Below are 17,965 nucleotides of genomic sequence, written 5' to 3' on the forward strand. Positions count from 1 at the left end.
AGCAAGTAACTTGGACCAGTGTTGATCATTTAGCATTGTTCGAGGCATAGCGAGTGTAAAATTGGGTTTGGCGATTTAATTTTACTATCTCGCTATTTTTTTAATCAACAAATGTCAACAGACCCTAGTTATATCGCTGAATATTTTTGGAAAATTATTGGTGCATTGGTTGTCGTATTTGTATTGTCAGCAGTGTTATTGAAATTTTAATTCTTTAGACAACGATCTCTAAACATTCTCTAAACATTGAAAGCCAATCTTCGGATTGGCTTTTTTCATGCCAACCGATTAGGCTATGCCTATTCTGCTCTTTTGGATTACACATGTCTGAACTTTCGATCTCTCCTGCTTTATATAACCGTGCCATGGCAGGCAATAAAGATGCTCAATTTGAACTGGCTGAAATTTATATGCAAAGTGAAAATGATGAGCATGTTGAACTTGCAGAAGAATGGGCACTCAAAGCAGCTCAGTTAGGTCATGTAGAAGCAATGTATTGGCTGGGTGAAGGCTATGCAGTCTATGCCAAAGATATGCTCGAAGAAGATCCTGAAGAATCTAAAACCTATTTTGAACATGCGCATCGCTGGTTAGAACAAGCAGCAAAACATGACCATCCTGCTGCAATTTTAGAATTGGCCAATTTTTACCGTCGCGGCGATGTGGTGGAAAAAGATATCACTAAATCTATTGAACTGGTTGAACAATCTGCAAAATTAGGTGAAGTTCAAGCCATGCGTGACTTAGCCTTTATTTATGCCAATGGATTAGGCATCGACGCCGATGAAGAAAAAGCAGATTTTTGGAATGAAAAAGCCAATATGGCTGAGCAATAATCCAATTATTTTCTAAAAAATAAAGCCCATCTCATGATGGGCTTTTTGCTTTTAACAAAATGGCTCAGCTCGCCACATAATCATTTACATCCACAATAATGACTTGTCGGCAAATGCCTTCCGCACCACGCTGCTGTTCAAATACGTCTGCTGGCATGGCATCAAAGCTGTCAAAGAAACTGATCTCTGTCTCATCAATGTCATACACCAAGGAATGATTCCCCACTCCGTCTAGGGTGTCGTAATAGACAATCACAAACTGATTTTGTTCAAAAGCCTGCTGGATTTGTGCATAGCCAATTGCAGGTAATATAGACAGTTCCAATTGATCCGCTTCTGCATAGCTGCGTTTTTCACTGTCTTGCAGCTCAGGATCATGCTCTGTGTAAAACTTTACTTGAAAGCCAAACTTTTTCAGTCCTACAGCCAAACCAATGGTTGTTGTGCCATGGCCAGCTTCATAAGCGCAAACTTCGATGAGCTGCTGAATGTCTGCATCTATACCTAAGTGCTGCAGCAACATCCACACTGCATAAATGCCGCCATTGGCTTCTAAATTTGCCAACTCATCAGGTATTTCCATCGACATATATCAAAACTCAAAATTGCTTATGGACGATGATAAACAAATCGCAGCAGTTTTGCCTGCAAGTTTTAATCCAGACCTGATTTCACATGCACAAAAATAATGTCCAAATCTTGTTTGGGCACAAAATTCTTTTCAACCATTTGAAACTGCGTAGCGCTGATTTTCTTCACTTTACCTGCCCAGCAAAAAGAAACCAACTCTCCTGCATCACGCTCGATAGTCAGTTTAAAATCTTGAATAGGCTTTGCCCAATTGGCACCAGTTTTTAAGATATAGCCCAGCGCTTGAAATGGTGCATGCTGTGATTTAGCCTTTCTGAGTCCTGCCTTAAAGTTTTGATCCATACAATAACTTTTATTATATTCATCAGGATATAAAGCCACAGACCCACCCACTAGCGGTGCATATTGATGCTGTACACGTGTGAGCGCATTGGCTTTAAACGTTTGCTTCCAACTGTAAATCACCTGAGACGACCATGAAATGGTTTCATTCGGATCTTTGGGCAATACTTTTTGCAGCGCTGCATTTTTACAGTTTCTAAGCTTTGCCTCAAAAGTTTTATATTCAACATCTTGCCTGCTCCACGGATTCAGCATGTCTTTTTCCGTAAATCCGCATTGCTTAAAACTCTCAGTCATATCAATCGGGGCTGTTTTCTCATTTTTTTGAATAAAAGTGCGCACGTGCATTTCAGGCTGAATCGTTTTTCCATTCACTTGAACTTTAAAACTTTTGAGCAGCTTTTCTGTATTGGCAAAATCAGATTCAAAGAAGTTTTCTACTTTTGGCAGTGGAAAGAGTATGGTTTCAGTCACGTCTTTATTGCTTAAATTTTTGAACTGATAATCGACCTTGATCATTTTTTTACTAATAAATAGGTCTTCACTGAACATTTGAATGTCTTTATTTTTAAGGTACTGCACCCCTCCCGTTGCCACATAGCCTGTTGAATCGTTGGCATATGTTAGTGCTGAAAAACACAAGCATATGAATGCAGTTAATTTTTTCATTATTAGCTTCCAATTTTTATATTTATAATTGCACTAGAATATCATCGACCATTTTTCAGGAATATACTCAGAAATTAGCCCTATCCCGATAATTATAAGGGCAATGATGCCAATCAAAATAATAAAACTCACTACTTTTATGACTACTCTAAAGGTTAAATTTAAGCCTTTCGTATAATTTTCAATAAAGCCTGAAAATTTAAATAAGGATAAAACCCCAATCAAAATTAAAGGCAGAAAAAAAATATCTTGTGGTGAAAAGTCGCCTCGCCTTGCTGAGACAGCTTGTGAAGATACGAGTAAAACTAGGAAAATATTAAATTTTAATATATTCATGATATGTACGTTATTATCTTTTTATTATCAGATTATTCATCTACATATTAACCAATTTTTGATTGGAACTCACTCTATTTCCAAGTACAATACTGCCCTAGTCGAGGGATGCTGCGACTTTCTTATAGGCACTAAATATAAGATCGCTAGGCTCGACGATTCGGTTGGATACTCGTTCCAATCAACAACGGCATCCGCGAACTGAATGATCAATTGTTTTTATTAAGGAGATCGTGATGAACGCGGTTAATGCTTCATTTACAGATTATAAAGTTGCCGATATTTCACTAGCTGACTACGGCCGTAAAGAAATCAAACTTGCAGAAGCAGAAATGCCAGCCCTAATGGGTCTTCGCAAACGCTATGCAGCGGCTAAACCGCTTGCTGGCGCGAAAATCCTAGGCTGTATCCACATGACTATTCAAACTGCAGTTTTAATTGAAACTCTAGTTGAATTGGGCGCAGAAGTACGCTGGACTTCATGCAACATCTTCTCTACTCAAGACCACGCTGCTGCTGCAATCGCTGCTGCAGGTATTCCTGTATTTGCTTGGAAAGGCGAAACTGAAGAAGAATACATGTGGTGTCTTGAACAGCAAATTAATGTGAATGGTACGCCTTGGGATGCCAACATGATTCTGGATGATGGCGGTGACTTAACTGCACTTGTTCACGAAAAATACCCAGAAGTGATTGCAAAAATCCACGGTATTACTGAAGAAACCACTACAGGTGTTCAACGTCTTTACGAAATGCACCGCGACGGTACTTTAAAAGTTCCAGCGATTAACGTAAATGACTCTGTAACCAAGTCTAAAAATGACAATAAATACGGCTGCCGCCACTCATTAAACGATGCAATCAAACGTGGTACAGATATGCTTTTATCTGGCCGCCGTGCACTTGTAATCGGTTATGGTGACGTAGGTAAAGGTTCTGCTCAATCACTTCGTCAAGAAGGCATGATTGTACGTGTCACTGAAGTTGACCCTATCTGTGCAATGCAAGCATGCATGGACGGTTTCGAAGTTGTTGCTCCGTATAAAAATGGCATTCAAACGGGTAAGAAAGAAGACATCAACCTTGACCTTCTTCAAAATACTGACTTGATCGTAACAACAACTGGTAACTACCACGTATGTGACGCTGCAATGCTTGATTCATTAAAAGCTGGCGCTGTAGTTTGTAACATCGGTCATTTCGATACTGAAATCGACACAAATTACTTACGTGGTTATAAGTGGGTTGAAGTTAAGCCACAAGTTCACCAAGTGTATCGTTCAGAAAATGAAAATGATTACCTTATTCTTCTTTCAGAAGGCCGCTTAGTGAACCTTGGTAATGCAACAGGTCACCCTTCACGTATTATGGATGGTTCTTTTGCTAACCAAGTGTTGGGGCAAATGCACTTGTTCGCTGAAAAATTTGCTGATCTTCCTGAAGATCAAAAACAAGCTGCAATCCGCGTAGAACTTATTCCTAAGAAATTAGACGAAGAAGTTGCTGCTGCAATGGTTGCTGGTTTCGGCGGCGTATTAACGACTTTGACTCAAGAACAAGCGGATTACCTCGGTGTTCAAGTTGAAGGCCCGTTCAAAGCTGAGGCTTATAAATATTAATTGACCCTCACCCCATCCCTCTCCCAGAGGGAGAGGGTGACAGCTTCGTTAAATTGTATTCAGGATTAAAATCTTATCAATTTAATAAGCTGGGTGTTTAACCCTGCATAATTCAGTAATGAATACTCCTCTCCCTTTGGGAGAGGTCAGGGATAGGGTAAACAAATAGTATTTATAAAAAAGGATTTGAACATGTCAAAACAGATTCCTATTTCCTTTGAGTTTTTCCCGACCAAAACTGATGCGGGCGCGGAAAAACTTAAAGTTGTACACCAAGAACTTCAATTATTAAATCCTGAATTTTTCTCTGTAACATATGGTGCAGGCGGTTCTACCCGTGAACGCACTTTGTCTACATTGAATGATTTCAACGGTAAAGGCACACCGGTTGCCCCTCACCTGTCTTGTATTGGTGATAGCAAAGCACGTATTGCTGAATTGCTGGATTTATATAAATCACAAGGTATTGACCGTATTGTTGCGCTTCGCGGTGACTTGCCTTCAGGTCAGGTGGGTTTAGGCGAATTACCTTATGCAACTGACCTTGTACGTTTCATCCGTGAACATACAGGCGATCACTTCAAAATTGAAGTTGCAGCTTATCCTGAAATGCATCCTCAAGCAGACAGTTTTGATCTCGACATCAAACGTTTCTGCGATAAAGCCAATGCGGGCGCAAATGCAGCTTTGACACAGTTCTTCTTTAACCCAGATGCATACTTCTACTTTGTAGAGCGCATTCAAAAAGAAGGCGTAAACATTCCTGTAGCGCCAGGCATTATGCCGATTACCAATGCAAGCAACTTAATCCGCTTTGCTGATGGTACAGGTGCAGAAATTCCTCGCTGGATTCGCAAACAGCTTGCGACTTATGGCGACGATACAGCGTCAATCAAAGCCTTTGGTCATGAAGTGATTGTAAAACTTTGCGAACGCCTGATTGCTGGTGGTGCGCCAAGCTTGCACTTCTATACCATGAACACCACTGACCCTACACGCCAACTTGTGAAAGACCTCGGTCTAGCATAAGACATTTCGACCTTTTTGAGAGTAAAACTTTAATGCCACGTTTTTATATTGAAGCTGATTTAACTGTTGATACGACTGTTGAATTAACGGAAACAGTGTTTCATCACTGGGTAAAAGTTTTACGTGCTCAAGTAGGCGAAACAGCCACTTTGTTCAATGGGCAAGGTGGCGAATACCATGTTGAATTGGTTGAAATCGCTAAAAAGTCGGCTGCCGTCCAAGTTTTGCAATTCAATCCAAGCAATCGCACACCACATTTTACAGCGCTCTTGGGTCAAGTGATGAGCAAAGGCGACCGCATGGATTATGCGATTCAAAAAGCGGTGGAACTCGGTGTTTCTGAAATTCAACTACTCACTTCAGAACGTTGTGAAATGCGTTTGAAGTACGATCGTGATCAAAAGAAACTCGACCATTGGCAAGGCATTGCTATTGCAGCTTGCGAACAGTGTGGTCTCAACATTGTCCCTAAAGTACTTGCGCCACTTTCCCTTGAAAAATGGTTGGAAAGTGATCTGCCGACAACCAAGTTGGTACTCGCACCCAATAAAGATGAAGTTGATGTATTAGCTGATGCTGACCCGTACTTTGCCTTACTGATTGGCCCTGAAGGTGGCTTGAGCGAAGCCGAGATCAGCGCCGCAAATGAGAAAGGTTTTGTGAACTGGTGTATCGGTGAACGTGTCCTTCGCACAGAAACTGCACCTGTAGTTGCACTTTCAATTTTAAATTATAAATTTATTTAATTTTTACTCGATAGTTCATCTGAAAGCATCAATGATGGCATCCTTGATATTGCTTTTTATTTGCAACGCAATTACCCTAGAGTCAATAAAAACAAATGATTTGTTACTAAGAATAAACAAATATTCTCAGGAACAATACAAATACAACGATCTAGATTTAGTTAAGGCAGGGTTTTTATATTCATGACGTATAAACAAGATGAATATATCAAGCAGTACAATCATACTGCTCAAATTGCGAACACGATTCGCCATAGCCGCTATTTTTTAGTCAGTATCCTGATTATTTGCTTATATATTTTTTCGATATATCAAATTTTTTATAAATCGCCATCTTTATATTTCAATATTTGGTTTATTTTTACCGAAGTTTTTGTCAGTTTATGTTGGCTGATGAGCACCGTTTATTTTAAACCTGAACAATATTCACTGATGATTGCGCATCGTTGGCTACAGTTTCAGTGTTTTTCAGTCGGCACACTGATTGCGAGCGGTATTTTTTTAATTTTTTATTATTTGCCTGCGACCAATCAAAGCTTTGAACCAATTCAAGCCCTGACGCTCTCTGCCCTACTCTTGATCGTGACGCAAACCTTTGGTTTGACCTATTTGACGCAAAAACTCAATTATTTTTGTTTAGCCTTTATCCCGTCTATCGTGCCCTATCTGATTGCACAGTTCTTTTTCTTAGATGGTTCAAATCACTTATTTAGCCTGAGTATTAATTTTGGGCTCATTGTGATTCTAATGTGCGCCATGACGTCATATCGGATTCACCGTCGTGTGTCGACCTTACATGCAAAAAACAACCTACTGGTTGATAGTGCCAAGCAACAAGTCAAATGGACTGATGAACTGTGTCAGCAGCTCCAAGATGAAGTCAACAAATCACGTGACATCGAATTACAATTACAACTAGGTAACCAAATCCTTGAACAAAAAGTCAAAGAACGGACCTTCGACATTGAGCAAATGAACAAGGATTTAGAAAACCAACAAGCCAATTTAGTCCTTGCGCATGAAATCGCCGGTTTACGTCCTTGGGATTGGAATATCAAAGACCGTAAAATCGTTGTCACCAACTATAAGCAAGAAAAAACCCTTAGACATTCGAAAGAGCATCAGCAACAGTTACAACATATGATCCATCCTGATGATATTCCTCATTTTAAATCAGCAATGATTCAACATCTTCGTGGATTTAAAGACCGTTATGAGGCCACCTATCGGATTCAAAACAGTCAAGGAAAATGGAGTTGGGTACATGATATTGGGCGAGTCATTCAACGCGATCCAGATAACCGCAAGCCCTTGCGCATGGTCGGTATTCGTCGTGATATCCATCAAGAACGGACGTCTCAAGAACGTTTAAAACTTGCAGCCAGCGTACTCGAACAAGCTGCTGAAGGGATTTTTATTTTAAATGAAGAGCTGTGCTATATCGAAGTCAATCCGTTTTACGAACAATTAACCGGCTTTAACTACGACCAAATTATTGGCAAACATCTATTTGATATCACAGCAAATTACAAATCAATTCAACGCAGTATGCACTACTCGATCATTAAACAAGTGCTGAAAATTGGTGAATATGATGGTGAGTTGCACGAAAAATTTCTTTCAGGTAAAGAACTGACGCTATGGATGCATATTAATGCGATTACTGATGATCAAAACCGCGTTACCCATTATATCGGGATTGTCTCAGACCTGACCGAACGTAAATTGCAAGAACAACGTTTATCTTATTTAGAAAATTATGACACCTTAACGGATTTGCCGAACCGTTTTTATTACAACTATCAACTGCATCAATATTTAGTTTCACAGCAAGATTCGATTAAACAGTTGGCCGTCATTCGTTTAAACATCGACCGTTTCCGTCCATTAAATGAATATCTCAGCAACAATGGTGGTGACGAACTGTTACGCCAAGTCGCACAGCGTTTACGTCTAACCAATGCCGAAGCTCTGTTTGTCGCACACTTAAATGGCGATGATTTTGCGATTGTGTATGAAATCTCGCACATCCGCCCTTCAGTACAAGAGCATTGTGAACGCATCAATAAAGCCTTTAGCATTCCATTTAATATTTTTGGCCAAGACCATGTCATCACTTTATCGATGGGTGTCGCGTTCTACCCTGAGCATGGTCGTCAGCTAGATTATCTAAATAACTGTGCAGAACAAGCGCTGAGCGAAGCAAAAAATTTAGGTGGCAACACCACTCGTTATTATTCCAATGAAAATACCGCATTATTAGAGCAAGGGATCTTCTTGGAACGCGACTTGCGTAAAGCCATTCAAAATAATGAGTTGGTGGTGTATTACCAACCGAAGATCAATTTCCGTGATAAAAATATTTATGGTTTTGAAGCCTTGGTGCGTTGGAATCACCCTGAAAAAGGCTTAATACCACCAGGCTTATTTATTCCTCTAGCAGAACAAACCAGTTTAATTTCGGATATCGGGCGTTTTGTCCTGCAAAAAACCGCACAGCAAATTCGTTTTTGGAACAATTTGGGTTATCAAAATATTTGTGTATCTGTCAATATTGTCGCGCAGCAACTGCGCCGTGGACAATTGTTAAATGATCTTGATGAAGCGATTGATGCCAATCAAATTGATGGTGCTAGTCTGGAACTGGAAATTACTGAATCTTCTTTGGTCGAAAATCTAGATTCAGTACGTGAACTGTTAAACGAAATCAAAAAACGTAAAATCAATATTTCACTTGATGACTTTGGTACGGGCTATTCTTCTCTATCCTATCTAGCTGATTTTCCAATTGATATCTTAAAAATAGACCGCAGTTTTATCTCTAAAATTGGTGAAAATAAACAATTGGCCATCGTTAGTGCCATGATTGCCATGGGTAAAGCGATGGGCATGACGGTAGTCGCTGAAGGGATTGAAACTGAACAGCAGTTACAGTATCTACAAGACTTAGAATGTGACATTGCTCAAGGCTATTTTTTCTCTAAGCCACTGCCACAAGAAGAGGCAACCGTGTTCCTTGAAAATAATATCTCTTCGCCTGCTTATACTTACTTAATATAAGTCACTATGCCTGAGCTATAAGATTGTCTGAAAAAGACGCGACTTCGACTGTCCCAATTGTGCAACTAATGTTATATTCAAGCGGATAAAGCAAGCATTGCAGCTTTATATTGGATAAACAAAACACAATCGAGATACAGATGGACGATCAATCTTTAAAACAGCAGGCTTTGTATTATCACGAATTTCCAACTCCGGGGAAAATCAGCGTTACACCAAGCAAACAATTGGTCAACCAACACGATTTAGCCCTCGCATACTCGCCAGGTGTCGCTGCACCTTGTTTAGAAATTGAACGCGACCCATCTACTGCTGCACTTTACACAGCGCGCGGTAATCTTGTTGCTGTAGTCAGTAACGGTACAGCCGTACTAGGCTTAGGTAACATTGGTCCTTTAGCGTCAAAACCTGTTATGGAAGGTAAAGGCGTTCTATTCAAAAAATTCGCTGGTGTTGATGTTTTTGACATTGAAATTGCTGAAAACGATCCAGACAAAATCGTAGATATCGTTGCAGCATTAGAACCAACTTTCGGTGGTATCAACCTTGAAGACATCAAGGCCCCAGAGTGTTTCTACATCGAGCAAAAACTTCGTGAACGCATGAATATTCCTGTGTTCCATGATGACCAACACGGTACATCGATCATTGTGGGTTCTGCATTACTGAATGCACTTCAACTCAATGGCAAAAAAATTGAAGAAATCAAAATTGTCGCTTCTGGCGCAGGTGCTGCTGCCCTTTCATGTTTGAACTTACTTTGCGCACTTGGCGTAAAAAAAGAAAACATCGTTGTGGCAGATTCACGCGGTTTATTGACGACTAAACGTGAAGGCTTGGATGAGTCGAAAAAGGCATACGTTCAAGACATCGAAGGCTCTCAGCTTACTGATGTAATGGAAGGTGCGGACATGTTCCTTGGTCTTTCTGCAGCAGGTATTTTAACCAAAGAAATGGTTAAAGTCATGGCGAAAGATCCGATCATCTTTGCCCTTGCTAACCCTGACCCTGAAATTCTTCCTGAACATGCACATGAAGCACGTCCAGACGTGATTATGGCAACTGGTCGTTCAGACTATCCAAACCAAGTAAACAATGCCCTTTGCTTCCCTTATATCTTCCGTGGCGCACTCGATGTTGGTGCAACCACGATTAATGAAGAAATGAAGATTGCTTGTGTACATGCGATTGCTCGCATGGCGCATGTTGAAGCAGACGCTGCATCGTATGGTGAAAAATCTGCTTCATTTGGTCGTGATTACCTCATTCCGCGCCCATTAGATCAACGTTTGATTCTTGAGATTGCACCCGCAATTGCACAAGCAGCGATGGATTCAGGTGTTGCAACTCGTCCAATTCAAGACTTCTCTGCGTATCGTCAACGTTTGTCTGAGTTTGTTTATAACTCTGCATTCATGATGAAACCAATTTTTGCGCAAGCGAAAACTGATCCAAAACGTATTGCATATGCTGAAGGTGAAGATTTACGTGTACTTCGCGCAGTACAAATTGCTGTTGATGAAGGTTTAGCAAAACCAATTCTTGTAGGCCGTCCTGCAGTCATTGAAGCAAACATCAAAAAATTAGGTCTACGTCTTGAAGACGGCGTGAACATCACTATCGTCGATCAAGAGAAAAACCCTGATTATGATAAGTTTGCTGACGATTACTACAGCATCATGCAACGTAAAGGTGTAACGCCTGAATATGCTCAGCGTGAAGCACGTCGTCGTTCAACACTTATCGCGGCAATGTTGGTTCGTCATGGTGTAGCTGACGGTATGTTATGTGGTACTTATTCTAGCTATGACATTCACTTAGACTTTGTCAGCAATGTGATTGGACTAAAAGAAGGCCGCAATAACTTCTTTACGCTGAATGCATTGATGCTTGAAGACCGTAACTTGTTTATTGCTGATACTTACATTAACCGTAATCCAACAGCTGAACAGTTGGCTGAAATGACTATTTTAGCGGCTGAAGAAGTACGCCGTTTTGGTATTACGCCGCGTGTAGCATTGCTTTCTCACTCAAGTTTCGGTTCTGACCAAAATGATCCTAGCGCACAAAAAATGCGTAAGGTTTATGATATTTTGTCAGAAATTGCACCTGAACTTGAAGTTGAAGGTGAAATGCATGGTGATGCTGCATTGGATGAAAATATTCGTCATTTTGCATACCCGAACTCACGTTTTAAAGGTTCTGCGAACTTGCTGATTATGCCGAATCTGGATGCAGCGAACATTTCGTTCAACTTGTTGAAATCAACATCGGGTAGTAACGTGACGATTGGCCCAATTCTTTTGGGTGCTGCAAAACCTGTTCATATTTTAACACCAACAGCGACAACTCGCCGTTTAGTGAATATGACTGCATTAACAGTTGCAGAGATTCAAGAAAACGAAAAATTAGCACTCTAATTTAGTTGACTTGAACACACTTTGTGACTTGAGAAAACCTCTGTTCTGTAGCATGATTGCTCTAAGAATAGAGGTTTTTTCATGCAAGTTTATTTAGTAGGCGGTGCAGTTCGAGATCACTTGCTCGGGCACCCCTATCACGAAAAAGATTATGTCGTTGTCGGTGCAACGCCGGAACAATTACTTGCTCAAGGTTATCAACCTGTGGGTAAAGATTTCCCTGTTTTTCTTCATCCAGAGACCAAAGACGAATATGCCTTAGCCCGTACAGAACGTAAGTCTGGACATGGGTATCATGGCTTTGAATTTTATACCGACGTCAATGTCACACTCGAACAAGATCTCATTCGACGTGACCTCACGATCAATGCGATTGCCATGGATGATGCAGGTCAGATTTATGATCCCTACCATGGTCAACAAGATTTAGAGCGACGCATCCTTCGCCATGTGTCTGATGCCTTCGTCGAAGATCCTTTGCGAGTTCTGCGGATTGCACGATTTGCGGCACGTTATAAAGCTTTAGGTTTTAAAGTGGCTGATGAAACACTTGCGCTGATGCAAGAGCTTGCTCAATCGGGTGAGCTTGAAGCCCTTACACCTGAACGTGTATGGAAGGAAACATCCCGTGCATTAATGGAAGACCACGCAGATGAGTATTTTGAAGTCTTAAGAGCCTGTGGTGCTTTAAAAGTCTTATTCCCTGAAATTGATGCGTTATACGGTATTCCACAGCGTCCTGAATATCACCCTGAAATAGACTGTGGTATTCATACCATGATGTCGCTACAACAAGCGTGTCGTGCAAATTATTCTTTGGATGTTCGTTTTGCTGTACTGGTACACGACTTAGGCAAAGCACTTACTCCAGTAGATGAGTTACCACGCCATATCATGCATGAAGAGCGTGGTGTAAAACCAGTTACTGATGTCTGTGACCGTATGCGTGTTCCCACCAATACCAAACAATTGGCCATCTCAGTGTGTAAAGAGCATTTAAAATGCCATCAAGCCTTGAGTTTAAAACCGGGTACCTTGTGGCGCCTGTTACAACGTATGGATGTGCTACGCCGTCCTGAACGCGTAGAGGCCTTTGTACAAGCCTGTGAATGTGATTCACGTGGTCGCTTAGGTTTAGAGGATCGCGCCTATCCACAAGCTCAATACGTTTTAGATGCCATGCAGGTGGTTCGTAATATTAAGGCTTCTGACTTACCTTCAGATGTGAAAGGCCCTGATATTGGTGAAATGTTGATTCAGAAACGAATTGAAGCTATCGGACAATTCAAGCATGAACTCGGCCATAACACGCCTACAGCTTAAAATAAATCCTCTCAGAAATGAGAGGATTGACTTTCATCATTGCTGTTAAGCCTGCCGAAGTATTTTGAAATAAATGAAAAATTGAAATAATCTAGTGTCATCTCTGAAAATTAAATACTGATACTCAACCCAATTTAAGACTGGTAAAAAGAATAAAAATAATGAAGAAACAACTTTCCAATATATTGATTGCTATTGTCTTTTGCGGACTCCTAGTAGGGATGGGCTTTACCCAAACCCTTTTAAAAAGTTTGCCACAGCTCATCATGATATTTTTTGGAATGTTAGCCCTAGGCTCCTTAATAATTAAGCGTTCATTTATAAGCTCTATTCCTTTTTATATAGTTTTGGGAGTTATGTTTTATATTAATATTTTTCTATTAGCGAGCGCTGCTGTGGATTTTATTCATCCACATCAAGACTGGACTACACAGAATGACGGGAGTATTGATAGAAGCCCAAATTTAAACTGGCTGTGGGCGATAATTGTCTCCTTTTTTCTTTCCCCACTCAGCATTGTTTTCTATCATAAAAAAATTCAAAGAAATAAAGGTCTTGAAATAGCCTTTATTACTCTTTTTATTATTGTGACATTGATAATTTATATAAAATTTGAGCTACTCTGCTGTAATTAAATTGCATCTTTTATAAATATTTAGACATATTATCGCTAAATCACAATCTATACGTTGATAGGCCTTTTTAAATTTGAAAGCTATGCTGCTGTCTAAAATGTATAAGCATTTATAGACAGCAGCTATTCAGTTCACTTATGACACAGCTGCTGGGAAACTAATGACTTTTTCAAGTTTTAACTGATTCGTTGCCACCATTAGCAATCGATCAATGCCTAAGGCTATACCTGCACACTCACTCATATACGGTAATGCAGCAAGCAAATATTCATCAATCGGCATCACATGCAAGCCAAGTTTAGCGCGCTCTGCATTATCCGCCTCAAAACGACGGCGTAAAACGTCTGCATCAATCAGTTCATCATAAGCATTTGCTAACTCTAAACCTTCGATATACAGCTCAAATCGTGCTGCAACCAATTCACCATCTTCGTCCACACGGTTTTTCGCCAAAGAAGCCATTTCCGGTGGAAAATCTGTAAGGAACACTGGCGTATCAAAACCGAGGCTCGGCTCAACATAATGCGAGAACAATAAATCGATATAGCCTAAACGGTCTTCACCCAGATCTAAGCTTAGCCCCACACGACGACAGCAATCTTTCAGATCTTGTAAAGAAGCTTGTAACGGGTTCAAATCCAAACGATCCATAAAGGCATGCTTATAGCTCAAAATAGTTGGACGAACTTCACCAAAGCGCTGTTTCAAAGTTTCATTCAATAAGTCCGTCACTTCAAACATCAAGTCTTTTAAGCTAAAACCCGGACGGTACCATTCCAACATGGTGAATTCACTGTTGTGTTTACGTCCATGTTCATCATCACGGAAAACTTTACAGATTTGGTAAATAGATCCACTGCCACTTGCCAACAGACGTTTCATGGCAAATTCAGGTGAAGTTTGCAAATAATGCGTTTGCTTTTGACCATTCACATGGCGCTGAGCCTGTACCGATGCTAAATGCACATCGGTGACACCCGCTTGAGAAAGCACAGGTGTTTCCACTTCTAGTACATCACGTGCCGCAAAAAACTGGCGAATTTGAGCATACATCGTGGCACGTGCACGAAGTGCAGTGAGTTCACAACTCGGTTGAAAGTTCATTTGACTCATGCTGCTGGGCCTCCATGTGCAGCCCATTCACGGCGTAAAGGATAGGTTTTACGTAAATAATCAAAGGCTTTTTGATCCACCTTGCCGTCTTTTAGGCAAGCACGTAAGTTGGCATCATCACGAGCGATGTCATAAATATCTTTTAAATAACGCTGTAATACCGTCTTAAAGTCAGCACCCGTAAAATACTGCTCACAGACGGGCAACTGACTTTCAAAAGCTTTATTTATCGGTTGATTGAAAGTTTGACAGAATGCTTCATAGATCATCTGTGTGCCACGTGCTTTACCTTCCAAGCTATAGCCTGCAATATGGGGTGTCACCACGTAAATTAAATCCAACAATGCTACTGAAATCTCTGGCTCATGTTCAAAAACATCTAAGACCACTTTACGCTGAGTTTGTTGAATATCGGCAATTAAGGCAGCTTCTTCGACCACGGGCCCACGCGCGGAATTAATCAAAATCGCTGAAGGCTTCATAACGGCAAGTGCAGCAGCATTAATTAAATGATAGGTTGGATATTCCCCCACTTTAGTTAGTGGCACATGGATACTAATCGCATCTGCTTTTTTTAACAGTTCTGCAAATTCAACTTGTTTCACATGATCAGATTGCACAAATGGATCATAGCCAATGACATTCCAACCGAATAATTCTGCCATGACGGCCAAACGTGAACCGACATTACCTAAGCCAACGATGCCCAAGGTAAATTGTTCATTTGCATTCAATAATTCAGGTTTAACGAAGAGCAATGCAGTAATCACATATTCAGCAACCGCTTGTGCATTACAACCTGCGGCATTTGACCAAGCAATGCCCTGCTTTTCTAGAGCATTAATATCTAAATGATCTGTTCCAATCGTAGCACTACCGACAAATTTGAGTGCGGTCTGTTGAATTAATTCTGCATTTACCTGAGTCACTGATCGTACCAATAATGCATCGGCTTCTTTGACATCCTCATGGGTCAATGTTCGACCTGCCGCTTGCTTTATTTCACCAAATTCGGTAAAAAAATACTCAGTAAATGCCAGATTTTCATCTGCAACGATTTTCATAGTTCATCTCATAATTCCACTACGAACATGATAACGCGTTGCTCATGCCATGACTATTCTTCTGCACATAAAGCATAGCGCCATTTTTTTATAAGCTAAATGATAGAAAATTATATTAACGACAATAATCTGAGTGCTGATCTTCAATTAAAGACAAGGCCGCCTGCCAAGCCGCTTGAATAATGGGCTCGGCCATCGGATTTTCAAACTGCTGCAACGTATGTTCACAAACCTTCGGACTCGGATAATGCAATGTAGCACTCGACAACGCTTTTACTTGAATTTGACAAGCCCGTTCTAAAAAGTAAATTTCATGAAATGCCCGTGCCACACTATCTCCAGTCGCAAGCAAGCCGTGATTGCGTAAAATCATGCAACGATAATGCCCCATATCTTGTACCAGTCTTTCACGCTCTTCAGTTGAAAAGGCAATACCCTCATATTCATGATAAGCAATGTTCTGATAGAACTTTAACGCATGTTGTGAGATTGGCAATAATCCATGTTCCTGTGCAGAAACTGCCACGCCATCTGCAGTATGCGTATGAATAACGCAATTAATATTTGCACGCGCATGATGTAAGGCCGAATGAATTACAAAGCCGGCGACATTCACCATCTTCCCTGCATCATAAGTTTCAATAATTTTTCCTTCATGATCAATTTTGACCAAATCAGAAGCTGTCATTTTGTCAAAGGTCACACCATAGCGATTAATCAAAAAATGCTCAGGTTCATGACCTAAACGCAGGCTGATATGGGTATCAATTAAGTCGGTCATTTTATAATAAGCCACCAAGCGATACAGTGCCGCCAATTGACAACGCGCTTGCCATTCCAGTTCATGAATAAGCTCTGGTTTTTGCATGGATGAATTCCTTTTCTAAATCGATTAATCTTGTTTTCTGTTTATTGTGAATAATTAATAGCATGTCATATTCATGCTGTATATCAACTTCGCCTGTAGAAAAAAACTATTCAAAAATTTAGGCAATAAAAAAACCCCAAAGTAAAACATTGGGGTTTTTGAATATGGCGGAAGCGGTGAGATTCGAACTCACGGAGGACTCGCGCCCTCGTCGGTTTTCAAGACCGGTGCATTAAACCGCTCTGCCACGCTTCCATGGCCGCTATCATATAAATAAAAATTCAGATTGGCAAATTATTTTGCCTCATTTTGAACACTTGGCGAATCGTTCATACAAAATTTAGGCGATTGTAAAATTTTGGCTTAGAGCTGAAAAACAGATGCTCAATCAATATATACTAACTTAAGATCATAGCTAATTACATTGCCTCAATTTACGCATATAAAAAAACCCTGATGTTAAAACATCAGGGTTTTTGAATTTGGCGGAAGCGGTGAGATTCGAACTCACGGAGGACTCGCGCCCTCGTCGGTTTTCAAGACCGGTGCATTAAACCGCTCTGCCACGCTTCCATGGCCGCCATCATATAAATAAATTTCAGCAATGGCAAATTATTTTGTAAAAAACACGTCCAATTGAACAAAATAAGAGCAGTTTGTTATTTTTCAGTACTTTCGCCCATTTCATAACGAATTGAATTGATATACCAACATTTTTTTCCCAGTGGGGTCAGGACTTCGACCTCATCATCCACTTGCTTGGACAGGAGTGCTCGAGCCATAGGTGAATCAATTGAGATATGCTGTGGATGATGATCATAAATTTCATCTACCCCCACGATCCTTAACGTTTTTTGTTCGCCTTCATCATTTTCAATATCGACCCACGCCCCAAAATAGACTTTCCCTTTTTGTTCGGGTGAATAATCGATAATACGTAGCTCCTCCAAACGTTTTCCCAAATAGCGTACACGTCGGTCAATTTTGCGTAACAATTGCTTATTATATTATAATCCGCGTTTTCCGAACGGTCGCCAAGACTGGCCGCCCAGTTCACTTTTTTGGTAATTTCAGGTCGTTCTTCATGCCATAAATGTTGAAGTTCAGCGACCAATAAATCGTGTCCACCACGGGTAATTAAGTTAGATTTCATGATGATTTTTCGGCCTTGAGCAAGCGCTGATTTTTACAAAACATGCCTATTTTATCCTCCATTTCTACACAGGCAAAGTATATAAAATTTATTCGTAAACAAAATCAATTATTTATGTTACATATTTTAATATTTTTTCGTACAAAATTTGACAAGTATTT

General features: G+C 40.4%; 14 protein-coding genes, 2 tRNA genes and 1 pseudogene. 8 read left to right on the top strand and 9 right to left on the bottom strand.

What is annotated here, in order from left to right; all coding sequences use genetic code 11:
- Nucleotides 1-323 precede the first annotated feature (323 nt).
- Nucleotides 324-836: a tetratricopeptide repeat protein gene (locus FTT88_RS12320; RefSeq protein WP_168378278.1), complete on the top strand. Its 513-nt coding sequence runs from the start codon at nucleotides 324-326 to the stop codon at nucleotides 834-836.
- Nucleotides 837-900: 64 nt separating this feature from the next.
- On the opposite strand, the gene FTT88_RS12325 is transcribed toward FTT88_RS12320, so the two are convergent.
- The 3 genes from FTT88_RS12325 to FTT88_RS12335 form a co-directional block, all read right to left on the bottom strand.
- Nucleotides 901-1,425 carry a cysteine peptidase family C39 domain-containing protein gene (locus FTT88_RS12325; protein WP_180173972.1) on the bottom strand — a complete coding sequence of 175 codons (525 nt, stop codon included), beginning with the start codon at nucleotides 1,423-1,425 and terminating at the stop codon, nucleotides 901-903.
- A 65-nt stretch (nucleotides 1,426-1,490) separates the two neighbouring features.
- A complete protein-coding gene (locus FTT88_RS12330; RefSeq protein WP_180026683.1) occupies nucleotides 1,491-2,438 on the bottom strand; it encodes a DUF4424 family protein in 948 nt (315 codons plus the stop codon).
- A gap of 33 nt (nucleotides 2,439-2,471) precedes the next feature.
- Nucleotides 2,472-2,774, bottom strand: a complete 303-nt coding sequence (locus FTT88_RS12335) for a hypothetical protein (RefSeq protein WP_180026682.1) — start codon at nucleotides 2,772-2,774, stop codon at nucleotides 2,472-2,474.
- 236 nt (nucleotides 2,775-3,010) lie between these two features.
- On the opposite strand from FTT88_RS12335, the gene ahcY reads away from it, so the two are divergent.
- The 7 genes from ahcY to FTT88_RS12370 all read left to right on the top strand — a co-directional run bounded on the left by ahcY (nucleotide 3,011) and on the right by FTT88_RS12370 (nucleotide 13,606).
- Nucleotides 3,011-4,393: an adenosylhomocysteinase gene (ahcY, locus tag FTT88_RS12340; RefSeq protein ID WP_078192086.1), complete on the top strand. Its 1,383-nt coding sequence runs from the start codon at nucleotides 3,011-3,013 to the stop codon at nucleotides 4,391-4,393.
- 192 nt (nucleotides 4,394-4,585) lie between these two features.
- Nucleotides 4,586-5,422: a methylenetetrahydrofolate reductase [NAD(P)H] gene (gene metF, locus FTT88_RS12345; RefSeq protein ID WP_180008362.1), complete on the top strand. Its 837-nt coding sequence runs from the start codon at nucleotides 4,586-4,588 to the stop codon at nucleotides 5,420-5,422.
- A 32-nt stretch (nucleotides 5,423-5,454) separates the two neighbouring features.
- Complete coding sequence (locus FTT88_RS12350; RefSeq protein WP_180173973.1) at nucleotides 5,455-6,168, top strand: 16S rRNA (uracil(1498)-N(3))-methyltransferase; 714 nt, start codon at nucleotides 5,455-5,457, stop codon at nucleotides 6,166-6,168.
- Nucleotides 6,169-6,351: 183 nt separating this feature from the next.
- Complete coding sequence (locus tag FTT88_RS12355) at nucleotides 6,352-9,228, top strand: EAL domain-containing protein (RefSeq protein ID WP_180173974.1); 2,877 nt, start codon at nucleotides 6,352-6,354, stop codon at nucleotides 9,226-9,228.
- Nucleotides 9,229-9,368: 140 nt separating this feature from the next.
- Nucleotides 9,369-11,648 (top strand): NADP-dependent malic enzyme, encoded by a 2,280-nt coding sequence (locus tag FTT88_RS12360; RefSeq protein WP_180173975.1) that lies wholly within the window; start codon nucleotides 9,369-9,371, stop codon nucleotides 11,646-11,648.
- Between the two features lie 81 nt (nucleotides 11,649-11,729).
- Entirely contained in the window at nucleotides 11,730-12,971 is a 1,242-nt protein-coding gene (locus FTT88_RS12365; protein WP_180173976.1) for a multifunctional CCA addition/repair protein, read from the top strand.
- A 161-nt stretch (nucleotides 12,972-13,132) separates the two neighbouring features.
- A complete protein-coding gene (locus tag FTT88_RS12370; protein WP_111883903.1) occupies nucleotides 13,133-13,606 on the top strand; it encodes a hypothetical protein in 474 nt (157 codons plus the stop codon).
- Nucleotides 13,607-13,741: 135 nt separating this feature from the next.
- Here the strand turns inward: FTT88_RS12370 and epmA are convergent, their stop codons facing one another.
- The 6 genes and pseudogenes from epmA to greB all read right to left on the bottom strand — a co-directional run bounded on the left by epmA (nucleotide 13,742) and on the right by greB (nucleotide 17,804).
- Entirely contained in the window at nucleotides 13,742-14,710 is a 969-nt protein-coding gene (gene epmA / locus FTT88_RS12375; RefSeq protein WP_373886704.1) for an EF-P lysine aminoacylase EpmA, read from the bottom strand.
- 5 nt (nucleotides 14,711-14,715) lie between these two features.
- Nucleotides 14,716-15,783, bottom strand: coding sequence for a 4-phosphoerythronate dehydrogenase (locus tag FTT88_RS12380; protein ID WP_180113920.1), 1,068 nt, complete (start codon nucleotides 15,781-15,783; stop codon nucleotides 14,716-14,718).
- A gap of 115 nt (nucleotides 15,784-15,898) precedes the next feature.
- The gene (locus FTT88_RS12385) at nucleotides 15,899-16,651 is read right to left on the bottom strand and encodes a class II aldolase/adducin family protein (RefSeq protein ID WP_180074387.1); all 753 of its coding nucleotides are present in this window, start codon (nucleotides 16,649-16,651) and stop codon (nucleotides 15,899-15,901) included.
- 165 nt (nucleotides 16,652-16,816) lie between these two features.
- Nucleotides 16,817-16,906, bottom strand: a tRNA-Ser gene (locus FTT88_RS12390).
- Nucleotides 16,907-17,134: 228 nt separating this feature from the next.
- Nucleotides 17,135-17,224: transfer RNA gene (locus FTT88_RS12395), tRNA-Ser, on the bottom strand.
- An 86-nt stretch (nucleotides 17,225-17,310) separates the two neighbouring features.
- Nucleotides 17,311-17,804: pseudogene (greB, locus tag FTT88_RS12400) on the bottom strand (transcription elongation factor GreB).
- Between the last annotated feature and the right edge of the window lie 161 nt (nucleotides 17,805-17,965).

Source organism: Acinetobacter sp. YH01024, assembly GCF_013420195.1.
GTDB classification, from domain to species: Bacteria; Pseudomonadota; Gammaproteobacteria; order Pseudomonadales; family Moraxellaceae; genus Acinetobacter; species Acinetobacter amyesii.